General features: G+C 71.3%; 18 protein-coding genes. 4 read left to right on the top strand and 14 right to left on the bottom strand.

The genetic code is table 11. The features are described from left to right. The first annotated feature begins 269 nt into the window (after positions 1-269). A complete protein-coding gene (locus tag ABT061_RS38500) occupies positions 270-1,871 on the top strand; it encodes a M4 family metallopeptidase (protein WP_350927473.1) in 1,602 nt (533 codons plus the stop codon). A gap of 240 nt (positions 1,872-2,111) precedes the next feature. Next, on the top strand, positions 2,112-3,554 hold the full coding sequence (locus ABT061_RS38495) for an MFS transporter (protein WP_350927471.1): 1,443 nt from the start codon (positions 2,112-2,114) through the stop codon (positions 3,552-3,554). A 12-nt stretch (positions 3,555-3,566) separates the two neighbouring features. Here ABT061_RS38495 and ABT061_RS38490 read toward each other — a convergent pair whose 3' ends face one another. From ABT061_RS38490 to ABT061_RS38465, 6 genes are all read right to left on the bottom strand, one after another. Further along, on the bottom strand, positions 3,567-4,739 hold the full coding sequence (locus tag ABT061_RS38490; protein WP_350927469.1) for an NADH:flavin oxidoreductase: 1,173 nt from the start codon (positions 4,737-4,739) through the stop codon (positions 3,567-3,569). 51 nt (positions 4,740-4,790) lie between these two features. Beyond that, complete coding sequence (locus ABT061_RS38485) at positions 4,791-5,075, bottom strand: DUF1540 domain-containing protein (protein ID WP_350927467.1); 285 nt, start codon at positions 5,073-5,075, stop codon at positions 4,791-4,793. Between the two features lie 277 nt (positions 5,076-5,352). After that, a complete protein-coding gene (locus ABT061_RS38480) occupies positions 5,353-5,475 on the bottom strand; it encodes a hypothetical protein (RefSeq protein ID WP_350927465.1) in 123 nt (40 codons plus the stop codon). A gap of 95 nt (positions 5,476-5,570) precedes the next feature. Then, positions 5,571-6,749 carry a saccharopine dehydrogenase family protein gene (locus ABT061_RS38475; protein WP_350927463.1) on the bottom strand — a complete coding sequence of 393 codons (1,179 nt, stop codon included), beginning with the start codon at positions 6,747-6,749 and terminating at the stop codon, positions 5,571-5,573. Positions 6,750-6,810: 61 nt separating this feature from the next. Then, entirely contained in the window at positions 6,811-7,917 is a 1,107-nt protein-coding gene (locus ABT061_RS38470; RefSeq protein WP_350927462.1) for an LLM class flavin-dependent oxidoreductase, read from the bottom strand. 49 nt (positions 7,918-7,966) lie between these two features. Then, entirely contained in the window at positions 7,967-8,191 is a 225-nt protein-coding gene (locus tag ABT061_RS38465; RefSeq protein ID WP_350927460.1) for a hypothetical protein, read from the bottom strand. A 398-nt stretch (positions 8,192-8,589) separates the two neighbouring features. Here ABT061_RS38465 and ABT061_RS38460 point away from each other — a divergent pair, with 398 nt between their 5' ends. Further along, entirely contained in the window at positions 8,590-8,778 is a 189-nt protein-coding gene (locus ABT061_RS38460) for a hypothetical protein (protein ID WP_350927458.1), read from the top strand. A gap of 45 nt (positions 8,779-8,823) precedes the next feature. Here the strand turns inward: ABT061_RS38460 and ABT061_RS38455 are convergent, their stop codons facing one another. Continuing rightward, positions 8,824-8,952 (bottom strand): hypothetical protein, encoded by a 129-nt coding sequence (locus ABT061_RS38455; protein WP_350927456.1) that lies wholly within the window; start codon positions 8,950-8,952, stop codon positions 8,824-8,826. An 18-nt stretch (positions 8,953-8,970) separates the two neighbouring features. Next, positions 8,971-10,587: a malate synthase A gene (aceB, locus tag ABT061_RS38450; protein ID WP_350927454.1), complete on the bottom strand. Its 1,617-nt coding sequence runs from the start codon at positions 10,585-10,587 to the stop codon at positions 8,971-8,973. 173 nt (positions 10,588-10,760) lie between these two features. Between aceB and ABT061_RS38445 the strand changes: the two genes are divergently transcribed. Beyond that, positions 10,761-12,698 (top strand): FAD-dependent monooxygenase, encoded by a 1,938-nt coding sequence (locus ABT061_RS38445; protein ID WP_350927452.1) that lies wholly within the window; start codon positions 10,761-10,763, stop codon positions 12,696-12,698. Positions 12,699-12,743: 45 nt separating this feature from the next. Here ABT061_RS38445 and ABT061_RS38440 read toward each other — a convergent pair whose 3' ends face one another. The 6 genes from ABT061_RS38440 to ABT061_RS38415 all read right to left on the bottom strand — a co-directional run bounded on the left by ABT061_RS38440 (position 12,744) and on the right by ABT061_RS38415 (position 18,627). Beyond that, entirely contained in the window at positions 12,744-14,006 is a 1,263-nt protein-coding gene (locus tag ABT061_RS38440; RefSeq protein WP_350927606.1) for a (Fe-S)-binding protein, read from the bottom strand. An 86-nt stretch (positions 14,007-14,092) separates the two neighbouring features. Further along, entirely contained in the window at positions 14,093-15,328 is a 1,236-nt protein-coding gene (locus ABT061_RS38435) for an FAD-binding oxidoreductase (RefSeq protein ID WP_350927450.1), read from the bottom strand. After that, on the bottom strand, positions 15,328-16,749 hold the full coding sequence (locus ABT061_RS38430; protein ID WP_350927604.1) for an FAD-linked oxidase C-terminal domain-containing protein: 1,422 nt from the start codon (positions 16,747-16,749) through the stop codon (positions 15,328-15,330). Before ABT061_RS38430 ends, ABT061_RS38435 begins: the two co-directional genes overlap by 1 nt. A 137-nt stretch (positions 16,750-16,886) precedes the next feature. Further along, entirely contained in the window at positions 16,887-17,639 is a 753-nt protein-coding gene (locus ABT061_RS38425) for a maleate cis-trans isomerase family protein (protein WP_350927448.1), read from the bottom strand. Next, positions 17,636-18,235 (bottom strand): GNAT family N-acetyltransferase, encoded by a 600-nt coding sequence (locus ABT061_RS38420; protein ID WP_350927446.1) that lies wholly within the window; start codon positions 18,233-18,235, stop codon positions 17,636-17,638. The genes ABT061_RS38425 and ABT061_RS38420 overlap by 4 nt, the downstream gene beginning before the upstream one ends. Continuing rightward, complete coding sequence (locus tag ABT061_RS38415; RefSeq protein WP_350927444.1) at positions 18,232-18,627, bottom strand: Zn-ribbon domain-containing OB-fold protein; 396 nt, start codon at positions 18,625-18,627, stop codon at positions 18,232-18,234. The genes ABT061_RS38420 and ABT061_RS38415 overlap by 4 nt, the downstream gene beginning before the upstream one ends. Positions 18,628-18,646: the final 19 nt, after the last annotated feature.

The raw sequence follows: 18,646 nt of genomic DNA, 5'->3' as shown, positions 1-18,646 counted from the left end.
CTTAGATGATCTCCGATCGGCCCGGCGAAAAAAACGCCGTACATCAGGGCAATTCAGCCTAGGAACCCCCAAAACATGACGTCTTACCGCACCGGTGAGCCGTAACGGCAGGGGCTCCCCCGGTACGGATAGCCGCCCATACCACGGCGTTATGGGATTTTGTGAGGTATTCGTCTGCCTCGCTCGGTGTCAGCTTTGGGGTAGCCCCGACTCTTAGGGCTCCTTGTATCCCTCTTCCCCTCCAGGGACACCGAGAGGAGTCACCCCCCGTGAATCCGAAGACCAAACTGGGCGCCGTGGCCGTGCTGGCCGTCACCGCCCTGGTCACCCCCACCGCGGTGAGCGCCGCCTCAGCACCGGCGGACATCACCGCCCGCACCGTCTCCGCCGACCCTCCGCCGTACTCACCACCGGACGCGGAGGCGCGCAACCGCGCCGTGACCACGGCCAACGCCACCATCGCGATGAGGTCGGAAGCCCTCCTCAAGGGGCAGAACGAGAAGTTCACCCTGACCGCCAACGTCTCCGGCGCCCAGGGCCTGCAGTACCTGACCTACGCGCGCACCTACCGAGGGCTGCCGGTGTACGGCGGTGACGTGATCGTGTCCACCGACCGGGCCGGAGAGCTGGTCGGGTCGGTGAGCTCGGGCCAGCAGTCCAGGATCACGGTCGACGTCACGAGCAAGGTGGACGCCGCCGCGGCGACCGCCACCGCCCGCGCGCAGGTGTCCACCGTGGAGAGCGTGAGCACCCCCCGGTTGCTCGTGCACGCCGCCACCACCACGCCCAAGCTGGCCTGGGAGGTGGTCGTCACCGGCACCAACGGCGAGACCCCGAGCGTCCTGCACGTCTTCGTGGACGCCGTCGACGGGTCGATCTTCGACTCCTACGACGACGTCCGCGCCGGGACCGGCAACAGCTACTACAACGGCAACCCGGTGACCATCCAGACCTCGGGTTCCGGCAGTTCGTACTCGATGACCGACACCACCCGTCCCGGCCTGCGCTGTGGCGGGCAGGGCGGCACCGCCTACACCGGGACCGACGACTCCTGGGGCAACGGCTCGGGCACCAACCTGGAGACCGCCTGCGTCGACGCCCTGTACGCGGCACAGACGGAATGGAACATGCTCCGCAACTGGCTGGGCCGCAACGGGTTCAACGGCTCCGGCGGCGCGTTCCCGGCCCGGGTCGGCCTGAGCGCCGTCAACGCCTACTGGACCGGCACCTATACCAACTTCGGACGCAACCAGGCCAACAACCGGCAGGCCACCCCGATGGACGTGGTCGGCCACGAGTACGGCCACGCCGTCTTCCAGTACTCCGGGGGGCCCGGGGGCAGCAGCACCGAGACCGGCGGCCTGAACGAGTCGACCGGCGACATCTTCGGCGCGCTGACCGAGCACTACGCCAACCAGCCCGCCAGCCTCGACCCGCCGGACTACCTGGTGGGCGAGGAGGTCAACCTGGTCGGCTCGGGCGAGATCCGCAACATGTACAACCCGTCGGCCGAGGGACACCCGAACTGCTACAGCTCCCCCTTCAACTTCGAGGTGCACGCGGGAGCGGGCCCGCAGAACCACTGGTTCTACCTGCTCGCCGAGGGCACCAACCCGGTGGGCAAGCCGGCCAGCTCCGTCTGCTCGGGTCCGGCCACGCTGACCGGCATCGGCATCCAGAAGGCCGGCCAGATCTTCCAGGCCGGGCTGAACAGCAAGACCGCGCCGTGGACGCACCCCAAGGCACGGAAGGCCACCGTGGCCGCCGCCAAGGCGCTCTTCCCGAGCGGCTGCGTCGAGGTCAACGCGGTCAAGGCCGCCTGGACCGCGGTGAACGTCCCGGTGCAGAGCGGCGAGGCGACGTGCCCGTAGCACCGGGCGACTCCCCGCTCCGCAGATGAGCCACGGTTCGGGCCCCGGCGACTCGCCGGGGCCCGAACGGTGATTTGAACATCCGAAAGGGGTACGTATCGGCTGCTGAAAGCCGAAGGCGGAGAACGGGGGCGGCATGCTGGTCCTCAGCCGGTCACCCGTACCGCCCGAAGATCTGGAACGCGGCGGGAGGAGAAGACCGGCGGACCGGGAGGCCGGGCCCCCGCACCGCGCGACCGGATGAGCGACGAGACGACGGCTCTGAGAGACCAGGAGGGAGCCGACCCACGCCGCTGGAAGGCGCTGACCGTCTGCCTCGTCGCCGGCTTCATGACCCTGCTGGACGTCAGCATCGTCAACGTGGCGCTACCGGCCATCCGCAACGGGCTGAACGCCCCGCAGAGCGACCTGCAGTGGGTGGTGTCGGGGTACGCGCTCACCTTCGGGCTGGCGCTGATCCCCGCGGGGCGGTTCGGCGACATGCACGGCCGGCGCAACGTGTTCGTCCTCGGTGTCGTCCTGTTCACCCTGTCCAGCGCGGCGGCCGGGATGGCCGGGGACCCGAGGTTGCTGGTCATCGCGAGACTCATCCAGGGGATGGCCGGCGGGGTGTTGAATCCGCAGGTCAGCGGATTGATCCAGCAACTCTTCCGGGGAGCGGAACGGGGCCGGGCGTTCGGGATGCTGGGCACCGTCATCGGCTTCTCGACCGCGATCGGCCCGCTGCTCGGCGGGGCGCTCATCCAGCTCGGCGGCGGCCCCGACGCCTGGCGCCTCGTCTTCTACGTCAACGTGCCGATCGGCATCCTGGCCGTGGTCCTGGCGTACCGCTACATCCGGCCTCCGGCGCGCGAAAGGCGCCCCCGGGAGAGCATGGATCCGGTGGGCGTGCTGCTGCTCGCCCTCGGCGTCGTGCTGGTGCTCCTGCCGTTCGTCGAGGGGCAGCAGTGGCAGGGCGCGGAAAGGTGGCCGACGCTGTTCGCCGGGCTCGTCGTGCTCGCCGCCTTCGTGGCCTGGGAGCGCCGGTACGGGCGGCGGCGCCAGCCGGTCGTCGACCTGTTCCTGTTCCGCAGACGCTCGTACGCGCTCGGCGCCCTGCTCGGCACGCTCTACTTCGCCGGCTTCAGCGCGATCTTCTTCATTCTCACCCTCTACCTGCAGAACGGCCTGGGCTACTCGGCACTGGAGGCAGGGCTGGCGACCACCCCCTTCGCGGCGGGGTCGGCCGTGGCCGCCGCGCTGGGCGGCCGGACCGTCACCCGGCTGGGCCGGCCGCTGGTGGTGGCGGGGCTGCTGCTGGTCGCGGCCGCGCTGGGCGTCACGGCGCTCGCCGTGCGGCTGGTCCCCGGCGAGCACGTGGCCTGGGCCATCGCGCTGCCGCTGCTCCTCGCCGGCCTGGGCAGCGGCCTGGTGATCTCCCCCAACCAGACGCTGACCCTGTCGGAGGTGCCGGTCGCGATGGCCGGCACCGCCGGCGGGGTGCTCCAGACGGGACAGCGGCTCGGCACGGCCGTCGGCATCGCGGCGATCGGCTCGGTGTTCTTCGCCGAGGTCGCCTCCTCCCACGGCGACTACGCGACGGCGTTCCGGCACTCGCTGCTGGTCGCCATCGCCTTCGTACTGGTCTCATTGGTCGTGGCCGTCGTCGACGTGGTCACCGCCCGGCGTGCCGGGCTCCGCTGAGAGCGAGGGCGGTCACTCCGTGAGCACGCAGCGGGTGCCGGAGTAGATCGTCGGCATGCACCGGTTGCAGTGGATGCACCGGGATTCGACGGCCCGGTTCTTCATGATCCGGTTGGGCAGGTCCGGCTCCATGAGCAGGGCCCGGCCCATGGCGGCGAACTGGAAGCCCTCGCGCAGGGCCAGTTCCATGGTCGCCAGGTTGGTGACGCCGCCGAGGAGCACCAGCGGCATCCTCAGGGCGGCGCGGAAGGCGCGGGCGTCGTCGAGCAGGTAGCCGTCCCGGTAGGGGTAGGAGCGCAGGAACCGGCCGCCCAGCAGCCGCACCCCCAGCCGCTGCGGCTGCCGCAGGGCCGCGGCGAAGTCACGGATCGGGGCGTCGCCCTTGAACAGGTACATCGGGTTGAGCAGCGAGCTGCCCACCGTCAGCTCGATGGCGTCGAGTCCGCCGTCCGTCTCCAGCCAGGTCGCGACCTGGAGGCTCTCGTCGGGCGTCAGGCCGCCGCTGACCCCGTCGTCCATGTTGAGCTTGGCCAGGATCGCGATCCGGCCGCCGACGGCCTCCCTTACCGCCAGGGCGACCTCGCGCGCCAGCCGGGCCCGGTTGGCCAGGCTGCCGCCGTAGCCGTCGGTCCTGTGGTTGAGCCGGGGGCTGAGGAAGGAGCTGACCAGGTAGTTGTGCCCCAGGTGGATCTCGACGGCGTCAAAGCCCGACTCCTCCGCCAGGAGCGCCGCGTCGGCGTGCGCGCGGACGATGCGCTCGATGTCCGCGACGGTCGTCGCCTGGGTCATGCTCATGCCCAGCCAGTTGAACCGCCGGGACGGGCCCAGCGCGGGGAGCCTGTTGGAGGCGGGGTTGGCCACCGGGCCGGCGTGACCGATCTGCGCGGAGATGGCGGCGCCCTCGGCGTGTACCGCCTCGACGAGGCGGCGCAGGCCGGGCACGGCCTCCGGGCGCATCCAGATCTGCCGCCACTGCGTGCGGCCTTCCGGTGCCACCGTGCAGTAGGCCACCGTGGTCATGCCGACGCCTCCGGCGGCCACCCGCCGGTGAAAGTCGATCAGCTCGTCGGAGACCAGCGCCTCGGGGGTCATGCCCTCGAAGGTGGCCGCCTTGATCAGGCGGTTGCGCAGGGTGATCGGCCCGAGCTTCGCGGGCGCGAAGACGTCGGCGGCGGTTTCTGCCATGGGCCAGTGTTACCAAACAAGCGCTTGGATGCCAAGAGGCCCGGGCCGCCGTCAGGCCGGCGCGTACGTGAGGCAGTCGATGTCCTTCTGCACGTAACCGACGACGATGCCGGAGGCCTGGCATTCGTACTGGACGTTGTGCTGGCAGTCGGACATCTTGCAGGCGCCGACGCGGCCGGTGGCGGCGGGGTCGCCACCCTTCAAGTCGACCTTGAAGAAGGTCTCGCACTCCGCGTGATGACTGTTGCCGACCGTGATGGCCAGCGCGTGGCAGACGTGGTCCGCGTTGTAGGCGCACGCATCGACCTGACACTCGTTGACTGTGGGCATTTTCATGGCTGACGTCTCCTAGGACTCGGGCCGGCCCCGGACGCGACCAGCCGTCGTCGGGGCCGGTCCCCCGACGCTCTGTTCGGTATCACCGCGCGGCGGTGCCGGCGCGTCCGGCCGGCACTCGGGCCGTCAGGTCCTCATCACGCTCTCTCGCGCTCACGAGTCGGACATGACACGGTCCCCGGTCCCGCACGCGGACTACCCGGTTTAGTACCGTGCCCGGATCACCTTCACGCTCATCCGGTCCCCAAGGCTTCTCCAAGAGCGGCTTCCGGCGGACCTACACGATCGGGAAAGGCTGGACGGCGTCGCCCTCGACGGTGACCCAGGCGGCGCCGTAGTCGGTGTGGAGGGCGAAGTCGTACGGCGTGAGCGTGTCGCGCACGACGTTGCCGCGGACCACCGCGCCGTTGTCGTGGGAGTCGCCCTGCGGGCCCGGCCGATCCCGTCCACGATCGTCACACCGGAACCCGGGAGCCGCTCGTCCCGAGCGGACGCCTACTTGCGCGAGTCGCTCAGCACCGTGAAGGTGATGCCCGCCCGCACCAGGCGGCCGATCAGCGCGTCGCCCATCGCCACGGCGGTGGTCAGCTGACCGGAGGCCTCCGGGAGGTCGTCCGTCGCCAGGCAGAGCGCCGACTCGCCGAGCATCTTGGCGGTCTCGCCGTAGCCGGGGTCGCCGCCCGCGACCTCGGTGACGACGCGCGCCCCGCCGCCCAGGCCGAGGAAGGTGACCTTGAACCAGCTCCTGGCCCGCTGCTCGACGCCGGGCCCCTCACCGGGTGCGAAGCGGCGCAGCAGCAGGGAGCGCGCCGGTGGGATCTGGGCGAGCAGCGCGAGGGCGCCCACCCCGGTGGCGAGGCCGAGCGCGACGGGCAGTCGCCTGACCGCGAAGTGGTGACGGTAGGTGAAGTCGGGGCCGTAGCGGTCCAGCGCGCGGGCCGAGCGGGCGACGATCTGCGGGTCGAGCGTGGGCAGCGGCAGTGCCCACCCTCCGACGTAGCGGACCGGGCCCGGCATGCCACGCGTCTTCCTGGTCCTGGAGGCCGCGGCGGCCCCGGGCACGATTTCCAGCTCGCGCCGGACGTGTGCGGCCTCGGCCGTCTGCCGGAAGCGGGAGATCGCCATGACGGCGGAGTGCGCGGTGCCGCCGGAGGCGGCACCGGAGGCCCGGACGAAGCCGCTGACCTCCAGCGGCACTCCCTCGGGCAGCCGCCTGACCGTGAAGTAGGCGCCGAGGTCGTGCGGGACGGAGTCGAAGCCGCAGGCGTGCACGAGCTTGGCCCCGGTCCTCCTGGCCCGCTCGTGATGGCGGATGAACATGCGGTCGACGAACTCGGGCTCGCCGGTGATGTCGGCGTAGTGGGTGCCCGCGTCGGCGCAGGCGGCCACCAGCGGCTCGCCGTAGGAGACGTAGGGGCCCACGGTGGTCGCCACGACCCTGGCCTGCCTGGCGATCTCCACCAGGGAGGCCGGGTCGGTCACGTCGGCGTGCAGCAGCGGCAGTTCGGGCAGGCCGATCCGGTCCCTGACCGCTTCGAGCTTGGCCCGGTTACGCCCGGCCAGTGCCCAGCGGAGGGCGGGAGCGGCGTTGCGCGCGAGGTATTCCGCGGTGAGCGCCCCGGTGAACCCGGTGGCGCCGAACAGCACGATGTCGTACGGGCGGTCGTCAGGCATGCACCGAGATTCCTCCCCGCGGAGATCACGCGCAAGACGGGCTCGCCGGATGTGGCCGTGATCACCCCTGGACGGGCGCGGCGACGCGGGGAAGCACGTTCTCGCCGAACCAGTACGCCTCCTCCAGGTGGGGGTAGCCGGACAGGACGAACTCCTCGATGCCGAGCGAGGTGTACTCCTCGATCCGCTCGGCGACCTGGGAGTGGCTGCCGACCAGCGCGGTGCCGGCACCGCCCCGCACGAGGCCGACCCCGGCCCAGAGGTTCGGATGGATCTCCAGGTCGCGGGCGGTGCCACCGGTGAAGCCCTCGTGCAGCTCCAGCATGCGCCGCTGGCCGACCGACTCGCTACGGCCGAGCAGCTTCCTGGCCGAGACGATGTCGGCCGGGTCGATGGCGGCCAGCAGCCGCTCGGCCTCCGCCCAGGCGTCGCGCTCGCTGTCGCGGGTGATCACGTGCAGCCGGATGCCGAAGCGGAGCTTGCGGCCCTGCTCCTCCGCCAGCTCCCGGATCCACTCGATCTTCTTCGCCACCTGCTCGGGGGGCTCGCCCCAGGTGAGGTAGACGTCCACGTGCCTGGCCGCGACCGGTCCGGCAGCCTTCGAGGAGCCGCCGAAGTAGATCTCCGGGACGGGATCGGGCGTCTCGGCGACCATCGCGCCCTCGACTCGGTAGTGGCCGCCGTCGAAGTCGTAGGGGGTACCGCTCCAGGCACCGCGCACGACCGACAGGAACTCGTCGGTGCGCGCGTAGCGTTCGTCCTTGGACAGGTGGTCGCCGAACCTGGCCTGCTCGGCGCTCTCCCCGCCGGTCACCACGTTGAGCAGGAGCCTGCCGCGCGAGAGCCGCTGGTAGGTGGCGGCCATCTGCGCGGCCAGCGTCGGTGACATGAAGCCTGGCCGGAAGGCGACGAGGAACTTCAGCCGCTCGGTCTCGCGGGTCAGCGCGGCGGTGACCAGCCAGGCGTCCTCGCACCAGGTGCCGGTCGGGGTCAGGACCGCCTCGAAGCCGAGCTGCTCGGCGGAGCGGGCGACCTGCGCCAGGTACTCGATGTCCGGCGGGCGGAACGTGGCCGCCTCGGAGCGGCCGTGTCCCCTGCTGAGGCCGTGGCCGCCCCCGGTGAGGACCCGGCTGTCACCGGCGGTGGGCAGGAACCAGTGGAACTTCATCGGATGCCTCCAGGCGTGGATCCCCCGGGCACGGACCTCGGGGCGGGCGTCACGAGGGGTTGTCCAGGGTGGCGTCGAACCTGGTGTCGACGAAGTCCGCGAACGTGACGGGGGCGGGGATGAGCTTGGCCTCGCTGAACGCGTCGGCGACGAGCTGCTCGCGGTCGACGACATCGCCGGCGAGCTTGAGGTCCCGGTACGAGCTGCGCCTGACCGCCGTACTGATGATCGCCTGGTCCAGCCCGGTGAGCTCGGAGAAGACCTTGGACCACACGATTGTTAATCCTTCATATGGGGGTGCCATTACCACCCTCGGATAATCAGCCAGCGGACATACACATATTAACCGATCGGATGTACATGAAACGATGGCCAAAAAGCGATACCCGGCCCTCGAATTCGAGGACCGGGTATCGCGCACGCCGACGATCACAACCAGGGCATCGACCCCGCCCACACCGCGCCGCCGCCCGCGTCCAGCCGATACCAGCCCGGGCCGTACGCCGCTCGCAGCAACACCGGCTCCGTGCACGGGTCCCCCCGGCCCCAGTAGCAGACCCGGCTTCCGCACGATCGTTCGGTTCAATGGCCAAGTGCGTGTCGCGATCACAGCCGAGCCTGGGCGGGGCAGTGGTTCGACGATAACCGTTCTACGTACGCGGCCCGAAGGAGATGATCGCGGCGTTCCACGCGATCGAGCACCAGGCGCCCGCCGGAGACGAGGTCTTCCTCGACGTGTTCGAGACCATCAGCAGCGTGGTGGTGCCGCTGCCACATGAGATCTTCAACGGCCCGCATGACCGCCGGTTCGCGCCCACGCCGGACGGCGATGGGCTGAGTCTGCTGCCACAAAACGCCTGAACCTCCCGCCTGGGCACCGTTGTGGCGTCGATCGGTGGCCCCGGCTCATGGGGCGGCCTGGTAGCCGACGGCCAGTTCGGCTACCCGCCGATGCAGGACCGACACCGGGATCAGGTTGCCGCCGGGGGTGGTCCATACAGCGAGGTTGGCAGGCATGCCCAGGTTCAGCAGCACCCAGAGGACCCCCGCGGCTCACCCCTCATCGAGCAGCGGGTAGGCCAGCTGGGTGAGAAAGTCAGCGTAGTCGTCGGACAGGACGAGCCTGCCGACGAGCTCACGGGCCGAGGTCCAGTGGCCCAGGGCGTACGCGGCCTCGCCGAGTTCCTCGCGGATCACGGCCAGACGCTCGTCGAGAGCATGGGTCAGCATCTGCGCGGTGACGGTGACGCCGTCGTCGAGCCGTACCGCGTTGTGGCGCCACTGCCACAGTTGAGAGCGGCAGATCTCGGCGGTCGCGACGTCCTCCATGAGGTTGTGGATGCCGACCGCGCCGCTGCCGCCGAGCCAGGCCGCCAAGTAGCGCAGGAGCACGTCGGCGGCGTTGTCGAGACCTGCACGGGTGAAGCGGTCACCCGCCGAGCGCACGTCGAGGAGCTGGTCGGCGGTGATCTGCACCTCGCGTCGCAGCCCGAGCTGGTGGGGACGGTCTCCGAGGGTCTCGTCGAAAACCTCATGGCAGACGGGCACCAGGCCGGGGTGGGCCACCCAGGAGCCGTCGAATCCGTCACCGGCCTCTCGCCGTTTGTCGGTGCGCACGTGGTCCAGTGTGATCCGGTTGGCCTCCGGATCCCGTCGCGAGGGGATGAAGGCCGACATGCCGCCGATGGCGTGCGCCCCCCTGCGGTGGCAGGTGGCGACCAGCAGGTCGGTGTAGGCACGCATGAAGCCGGCGGTCATGGTGACGGTGTTGCGATCGGGTAGCACGAAGGCCGGGCCCACGTCACGGAACGTTTTGACGATGGAGAACAGGTAGTCCCAGCGTCCGGCGTTGAGCCCGGCGGCGTGCGGGCCGAGGGCGTGCAGGATCTCGTCCATCTCGAACGCGGCGGTGATCGTCTCGATCAGCACCGTGGCGCGGACCGTCCCGGCGGGCAGCCCGAGGGCCGCCTGGGCGGCGAGGAAGACCTCGTTCCACAGTGCGGCCTCGCGGTGGCTTTCGAGCTTGGGCAGATAAAAGTACGGCCCGCTGTCCCGTTCGAGGAGGATCTGGGCGTTACGCAGGAAGTAGAGGCCAAAGTCGACGAGGGCCGCGACCGCCGGTTCACCGTCGATCTCCAGATTCCGCTCGTCGAGGTGCCACCCCCGAGGGCGCATCACGATCGTGGCCAGCGGGCCCTCAGGCAGCCGGTAGCGCTTTCCGTCGATCTCCTCGTCGATGTCCCGGGCGATCGCGGCCGAGAGGTTGATCTGCCCGGCGATCACGTTGCTCCAGCGGGGGGCGAGGGAGTCCTCGAAGTCGGCGAGCCAGACCTTGGCCCCGGAGCGCAGCGCGTTGACGGTCATCTTGCGCTCGGCCGGACCGGTGATCTCCACACGACGGTCGGTCAGGTCGGCGGGGGGAGGCGGTACGCGCCAGTCCCCGGCTCGCACGCCAGCGGTCTCGGGCAGGAAGTCGCACCGCCCTTCGGCGGCGATCTTCTCCCGCCGGACGGCCCTTGCCGTCATCAACTCGTTCCTGACCGGGGCGAACCTGCGGTGCAGTTCGGCGATGAATGCCAGGGCAGGGCCGGTCAGCACTTCCTCGACACCCGCCACCGGTGGACCGGCGACCCGGACGCCGGGCGGGGGGGTGACGGCGGACTTGGTCATGGAATCTCCCTGTGGGCCGGACGGGATCACCCCGCACGAATTTCTGACACATTAGTCTAATATTTAACGCATGAGAAGGGTGTTTCGGGGCGCCGACCGGAAGGGCCCGTTGCACCGGCATGGCAGATGATTTACGGTTACGTAAAATATTCTACGCAAAGCTAAGGAGCTCCATGGGCAATCGCACCCTGGTCAGCCTGGGTGGTGGCCCGGCCGGCCTGTTCCTGGCCCGGCTATTGCGTCGGGCAGACCCGTCCTGGCACGTCACGGTCTACGAGCGGGACGCTCCGAGCTCGACCTTCGGCTTCGGCATCGGCCTGGCGGACCGCACCATCGCGGCGCTGGCCGAGATCGACCCCGAAACGCAGCGTCGCATCGTCGAGGCCGGAGTGGTCGGCCACGGCATCTCACTGCGTCACCGCGCCACCGACGTGCGGTGGGGCCCACGAGGCGGGACCGCCATCGCGCGCGCCGCACTGCTGGACGTCCTGCGCGAGCAGGCCCTCGCGGTGGGAGTCACCCTCAAGTACGGCACCCCCGCCGAGCTCGGCGAGATCGGCGCCGACGTGATCGTGGCAGCCGACGGCGCCAACAGTGCCACCCGGACCGCGCTCAGCCACGAGTTCGGGGTGACTGACGGGCTCGGCCGGGCCAAGTACATCTGGTTGGGCGCCGAACTCGAACTGGCGGGGATGACCTTCAGCTTCGTCGCCGACGAGCACGGCGCGTGGGCCGCGCACGCCTACCCCTACGCGCCGGGCATGGTGACCTTCCTCGTCGAAACCGATGAGGACACCTGGCGCCGTGCCGGACTCGACCGGCCCTACGCCCCCCTGGGACCCGACGGCACCGATCTGCGCAGCAAGGAATACCTGGAGCGGCTGTTCGCCGCCGACCTCGAAGGCCGCCCGCTGCTCGGCAACAGGTCACGCTGGGCGAACTTCCGCAACGTCGACTGCGCACGCTGGAGTACCGGCAAAGTCGTCCTCATCGGCGACGCGGCCCACACCGCCCACTTCTCCGTCGGCTCGGGCACCACACTGGCCATGGAGGACGCGGTCGTACTCGCCCGATGCCTGGCCGCCGAATCCGACCCCGCTACGGCTTTCGCGCGTTACGAGGCCGAACGCCGCCCCGCCGTCGAACACCTCCAGACGCGGGCCATGGCCAGCCAGATCTGGTGGGAGACCTTCGGACAGCGCATGGACCGCGCTCCCAGCCAGCTCGCCTTTCAATGGCTGACCCGGACCGGGGCCCTGTCCTACGACCGGTTGCGCGCCGCCGATCCCGGCCTCGCCCGCGACGTCGAACGCTGGTTCACCGAAGCGACCTCCGCCGAGGTCGAACTCCCCCTCAGCACGGGCGCCGACCCCCTGTGCACCCCGGTCCGGATCGCCGGCCGCACGCTCCCCACCCGCGTCGTCGTCACCCGGCCTCCGGCCCCCGCGGACTCGGCGGGTCGCCACGAGCGCGACCTCGCCTTGTTCGGCGGCCTCGCCCTGGCCGGCGCCGGTCTCGTCGTCGCCGACCTTGCCGCGGTTCCGGCCGACACCCTTGACTGGACCGCCCTGTCTGGACTCGCCGACTTCGTCACCACCCACACCGAGGCGCTCGCCGGACTGCGGCTTCCCACCGACACCACCTTGGCCAAGGCCGCCGCCGAGGCCGGTTTCGGCTATGTCGAGTACACCTGCCCTGACGTGTCCGAGACCTCGGCCCAAACCTCACCGATGGACCTGGCCACCGTGATCCGGGCCACCGCCACCCCGCTGCGCGGTGTCGCCCTCACCGTACGGGCCGGGACCGCCACGGCCGCCGTCGTCGCCTGTGTCCGGGAGCTGAAGGCCGCAGGAGTGAACCTCGTGCGCCTCCTCCACACGGCGGGGCAGCCCGAAACCCCCACCTCAGAACTGGCGCTGACCGCGCTGGCCGAAGAGATCCGGGCCCTGGCCGGAGTGGCCACCCTGGTGGGCGACGGATCCGCCCGCACCGAGCACCTCCGCACCGCCGTGGTGGCAGGCCAGGCCGACCTGGTCGAATGCTGGCCCACCACCTCGGCTGCCACTGACCGCGGACCGGCTTCCCAGCCGGGCTCCCCTCGTAGTGGGTGAACCGGCCGGGCGCCCATAGCAGGGTAGTGGGATCGGGGAATCCCACTACCCCCGGAGGCTGAGGGCGAGCAGTTCCATCACGTGCATGACCTGCACCTCGGAGCCGGAGTCGCGCAGGGCGTGGCGGATCTGCATGGCGCAGCCCGGGTTGGCGGTGGCGAGGACCGCCGCGCCGGTGTCCCGTACGTGTTCCGCCTTGCGGTGGCCGAGGCGGGAGGCGGTGCCGGGCTGCAGGAGGTTGTAGATTCCGGCGGATCCGCAACAGACACCGGGTTCGGCGATCTCCCGGAGGTCGAGGCCGGGAATGCCGCTCAGCAGGGCACGGGGCTGGGCGATGATGCCCTGGCCGTTTCTGAGATGGCAGGCGTCCTGGTAGGCGACACTGAGTTCGACGGGGACACGGGTGGCTCGAGGGCCGAGTTCGACGAGCCATTCGGTGGCGTCGCGGACCTTGGCCACGAACCGGGTGGCCCGCGCCGCCCAGTCGGGGTCGTCGGCCAGCAGGTGTCCGTACTCCTTGATGGTCGCGCCGCAACCGGCCGCGTTGACGACGACGACGTCGACTCCCGCGTCCTCGAAGGTCCGGATCAGGGCGCGGGCGAAGCCACGGGCCTCCTCGGTGCGTCCGGCATGGGCGCTGAGAGCCCCGCAACATCCCTGGGCGGCGGGGGTCCGCACCTCACACCCCTCCGAGGCCAGCACCTCGACCGTGGCCTGGTTCACACCGGGGAAGAAGACGCGCTGGACACACCCGGAGACCAGACCGACGACGGCACGCCGGGGTTGCGCCCCGGGCACGGTCTCGGGCACAGCGGTCCAGGTGCGGCCGGTCACCTCGGGGGCGAGGGCGGCCATCTCACGTACGGCCGCCGGCAGGAGCCGGGAGACGAACCCGGCGAGAAAACGCTGATACAGCCAGAGCAGCGGGCGGACCAGACGGAGCCTTCGCGGATGCGGGAACAGGGCGAAGATGAGGATGCGCTGTGCCCGCTCCCGCCACGAGCGGGGATGCTCCTCCTCAACCCGTTCCCGCGCGTGCTCGATCAGCCTGTCGTAACGCACGCCCGACGGGCAGGCCGGCAGGCAGGCAAGGCAGCCGAGGCAGTTGTCCAGGTGCCCGGCCTGAACGGGCGAGACGGTGCCCGAGTCGACGATCTGGCCGATGAGCTGGATACGGCCCCGGGGAGAGTCGGGTTCCACGGCGTCAAGGATGTAGGTCGGGCAGGCCGGCAGGCAGAAGCCGCAGTGTACGCAGTCGGCCAGCCATCCGGTTGGGTCATCGCCTCGGGAGCCCGCCGCCGATGCCACCCCGTGCTCGCCCGGCGCGAGCGCGGGCAGCGGGCCAGGCGCTTCCCCGGGCTCGGAACCGGATGGGAACGGCGTGGGCGACGAGGTCATAACCCCTCCAGAAATCGGTGTCGGTTGAGCCGACGCCGGGGGTCGAACTGGTTTTTGACCGTACGCATCAGAGCGACGGCACCCGGCGGCACCCCCCAGGGGTCGGCGGGCAGACGGGCCGCCCCGGGGCCGGTGTCCACCACCACGCTGCCTCCGTACGCAGCGGCCAGCTCGCGGACCCCGTCCAGTGCTTCCCCCCATCCCGAAGGTGGTCCCGCCGGGGAGGGCGCCGGGAGAGACAGGGTGGCGACGCCGACACCGACGGCCGCCTCGGTCCACACCGTCTCGGGGGACCGGGCGCAGCGGGCCACGGTGTGGCGTACGAGGCCGGGCAGGCACGAGGGCGGGGCGGCGAGCCGGAGCCTGGCGGGCATGCCGCCGGCCCCGGGAGAAACTGGGCGGGTGCCGGCCGTACGGCTCTGCGGGGCGCCGGAGGCGAAGGGGGTCACCAGCGCGCGGGCCTGGCCGATGACGTCCTCGACAGCGGCCGGTACCCCTTCGAAGAGCAGCCGCAGCTCCCCCTCGCCTTCGCCGGGGCCGTACCACTGCGCGGCGGCCGGTTCGAGCGCGGCCTCGTCGATCGCTCTGGCCAGGTCGGTGGCGACCGGCAGGCCGCAGGGGACGGCCAGCCACCGGTGACCGGGCGGCAGCGGGGCGACCCGGAAGGCGAGTTCCGCCAGGACGCCGAGGGTGCCGAGACTCCCGGTGTAGAGCTTGCCCAGGTCGTATCCGGCCACGTTCTTGACCACGTTGCCGCCGGCGCGCGCGACGCGGCCGTCGGCGAGGACGACGGTGACCCCGAGGAGCTGGTCGCGTACGGTGCCGTGGCGCAGCCGGAGGGGGCCGCTGGCGTCGGCGGCGACGATGCCGCCGAGGGTGCCCCGGTCGTGCTCTGGGTCGAGGGCGAGTCGCTGGCCGTGCTCGGCGAGTGTCCGCTGAAGCCGGGCGAGGGGCATCCCTGCCTGGGCCCGCACCACGAGCTCCCCCGGGTCATAGGAGAGCAGGGCGTCCAGGCGGCTGGTGTCGACCACGATGTCGGCGGCCGTCCACGGTTCGCCGGGCGCGGCCGAGGTACGAGCGCCGACGACGGCCACGGTGAAGTCGCCGGTGTGACCGAGGACGGCGGCCAGGGCCTGAACGGTCGCCGGGAGGACAACGGCCGGGTCGCCGGGGACGAACGTGACATCGGGGAGGGCACGCAGGTCACGCCGGATGGCGTCGGTGAGGGTCATCAGTACAGCTCCGCCAGGCCCGCGTCCTGGAGCGGATGGGCGCCACGGCGGGGGCCGGGGGGTTCGCCGCACAGGCGCGGGGTGGGAAAGAGTTTGCCGGGGTTGGCGAGCGCGGCCGGGTCAAAGGCGCAGCGGAGGAGTTGCATGACGTCGAGGTCGTCGCGGGAGAACTGGCGGCCCAGATAGGCCATCTTCTCCACTCCGACGCCGTGTTCGCCCGTGACGGACCCGCCAAGGTCGAGGCAGACGCCGAGGATCTGGTTGGCCAGGCGCTCGGCGGTCGCGGCGGCGCCGGGAACCGCGGCGTCGAAGAGGACCAGGGGATGCAGGTTGCCGTCGCCGGCGTGGAAGACGTTGGCGACGCGCAGCCCGGCCCGGTCGGCGAGGGCGCCGATGCGCAGGAGCGCCTCGGGAAGCACGGTGCGGGGCACGACGCCGTCCTGGACGTAGTAGTCGGGGCTGATCCGGCCGACCGCGGCGAAGGCTGACTTACGGCCACGCCACAGAGCGGCCCGTTCGCCCTCGTCACGGGCCCGGCGCACGTCGAAGGCGCCGTGACGGCGGCACAGCTCCTCGACCTGGACCAGGGCGTGGGCGACCTCGGCCAGCGGCCCGTCGAGCTCGACGAGCAGGACCGCTCCCGCGCCGGGCGGGTAACCGCAGCCGACCGCGGCCTCAGCCGCCTCGACGGCGAGGGCGTCCATGAGTTCAGCGGCGGCGGGCACGACGCCCGCGGCGACGATGGCGGAGACGGTGGCCGCGGCCGGCTCGACGCCGTGGAACCCGGCCAGCAGGGTCTCCACCGTTTGGGGAGTCCGGGTGAGCCGTACGGTGATCTCCGTGGCGATCCCGAGGGTGCCCTCGGCCCCGACGAAGACGCCGAGCAGGTCGTATCCGATGGGGTCGGGTGCCCGGCTCCCGAGTTCGACGACCTCCCCGGTGGGAAGCACGACGGTGGCGGCCAGGACGTGGTTCACGGTGAAACCGTGTTTGAGGCAGTGGGCGCCGCCGGAGTTCTCCGCGACGTTGCCGCCGATCGTGCACACGGCCTGGCTGGAGGGGTCGGGCGCGAAGTAAAGGCCGTGCGCTCTGGCGGCGGCGCTAATCTCGGTGTTGACCACCCCCGGCTGGACGACGGCGGTCTTGTCGACCGGGTCGACGCCCAGGATGCGCCGCATACGGGTCAACGCGATGACAACCCCGTCGGCGACCGGCAGGGCACCGCCGGACAGGCCGGTGCCCGCGCCGCGCGCCACGAACGGGACCCCCGCCTCGGCGCAAGCCAGTACGGCCGCGCGCACCTGGGCGGTGGTCTCGGGCAGCACGACCAGGCCGGGCATGACCCGCAGGTGGCTCAGCCCGTCGCAGTCGTAGGTGCGCAGCCGGTCGGAGTCAGTGAGGATCGCCTCCGCGGGGAGCACTCCGGCCAGGGCACGGGCGACCGCGAGGGCCCCGGCCGGCCGGCCGGGGCCCCGGAGGTCCGGCCCGTCCCCGGTGCTCGCAGACCCGGACGCGGGTTCCCGGACGCGGGCACCGGGGACGGGCCCGGCCGGGACGGTCACCCGCGCTCCGCGAGGAGTGCCCCGGCGTCCGGCACCACCGGGGCCAGTCCGAGGGAGGTGAGCAGCGCGTGTGTGGTGGCGGTCGCGGCGCTGAGCACCGGGATGCCGACCTCGTCCTCGACCCGCTGGATCATCTGGAGTGACGGCATCTGCACGCAGGCCGACAGCACCAGCGCGTCACAACCGGAAAGGTCGAGCCTGCGGTAGTGCTTGAGCAGGTCGGCCGGGTCGAGGCAGCCGACGGCGAGGTTGTCGGCGACGCCCAAGCTGAGGGCGTCGCGCACCGTGACGCCGTGGCTTTCGAGGTAGCCGCGTACCAGGTCGGTCAGTTCCGGCAGGTACGGCGTGACCATGGCGACGGTGTGCGCGCCGAGCACGTCGAGGCCGGCGAGCAGGGCGCCGGCGCTGGAGATGACCGGGGCGGCCCCGCCCGCGTCGGCGGCGACCCGGGCCAGGCGCTTCTCCGCGGCGTCGTGGTAGCCGGGGCCCGCAGCCATGATGGCGACCAGGCAGGCGTAAGCGTAGGCGTCGCAGCGGGCGTCGGCGAGTTCGGCGACGCAGCGGTCCGCCTCGGCGTCCATGCGGCGCAGTTCCTCGGCGGTGACATGGCGCATGCGCATCCGGCTGCCGTGCACGGTGAACATGTCGCCGGGGTGGCGGCTCGTTCTCCGGCGCAGGAGCTCGGGGATCTCCGTCTCCATGGTGATGTTGGAGCTGGGCACGATCAGGCCCACCCGGTGGGTGCTCATCGGTTCTCTCCCGGCTTGCGGTACAGGAACCAGAGCCGCGGGCCGCCGTCGGGGAGTTCGGCCTCGGCGACGACGTCGAATCCGGCTCTGCGATAGAAGCGCACGTTGGCCTCGGTGGCGGTCTCGGTGAAGGCTGGGACCCCCTCGGCGTCGCACCGGCTGAGCACCGGTTCGAGGACCCGGCTGCCGAGGCCGCGGTTCTGCCAGTCGGGGTGGGTGCCCATGGAGGCGAGGTACCAGTGCGGCTCGGCCGGCCGCATCGGGTCGACGATCTCGGCCGCGGACATGGCGGCGGGCAGCCGGTCGCCCATCAGTTCCACGATCGTCGATCCGTGGCGTTCCTGGAACGCCTCGTCGGGGCCGACGACACCGGGCGGGAGCCAGGAGGCGACGGCGGCGCAGTCGTCGGTGACCCAGACCCCGTCGAGGCTCGCGGCGAACTCGGCGACGAACAGGGTGTAGAGCCCGCGCAGCCGCTCGTGCCGGTCATCGGCCTGAACGGTCCAGAGGGTGTAGGGGTAGTCGGCGAAGGCCCTGGCCATGGTGAGAGCCATCTGGGTGGTGTCGCCGGGCAGAAAGGGACGCACGTCGGTCATGCCGACCTCCGGAATACGGGTAGGGGCGGGGCGTCGGCGCGGGGCATCCAGGCCACCTCGACGACGTCGCCGATCTCACAGGTGGGGCCGGGCGCGCCGTCTTCGCCGACGATGAGGGTGGTCATCCGAGGGCCCTCGGCGAGCGCGACGACGACGACGGTGTACGGCGGAACCAACTCGGGCCGTACCTTGACGTGGACCTCGGTGCGCGAGTAGATCACGCCGGTGCCGCTCGCGGACGTCCAGGTCAGCCCGTCGTGGTCGCAGGCCAGGCAGAACAGCCTGGGGTAGAACTGATGGGCGCCGCAGCAGTCACATCGCTGCAGCAGCAGGCCGTGGCCGGCTGCCTCCCAGAAGGGGGCGGTGATGGCGTCGCCGTACGCCTCGGTCATGGGGCTCTCCTGTTTGACG

This window comes from Streptosporangium sp. NPDC002544 (assembly GCF_040295965.1).
Taxonomy (GTDB): Bacteria; Actinomycetota; Actinomycetes; order Streptosporangiales; family Streptosporangiaceae; genus Streptosporangium.
Note: the sequence above shows the minus strand (reverse complement) of the source record. Positions and strands in the feature narration are given on the sequence as shown.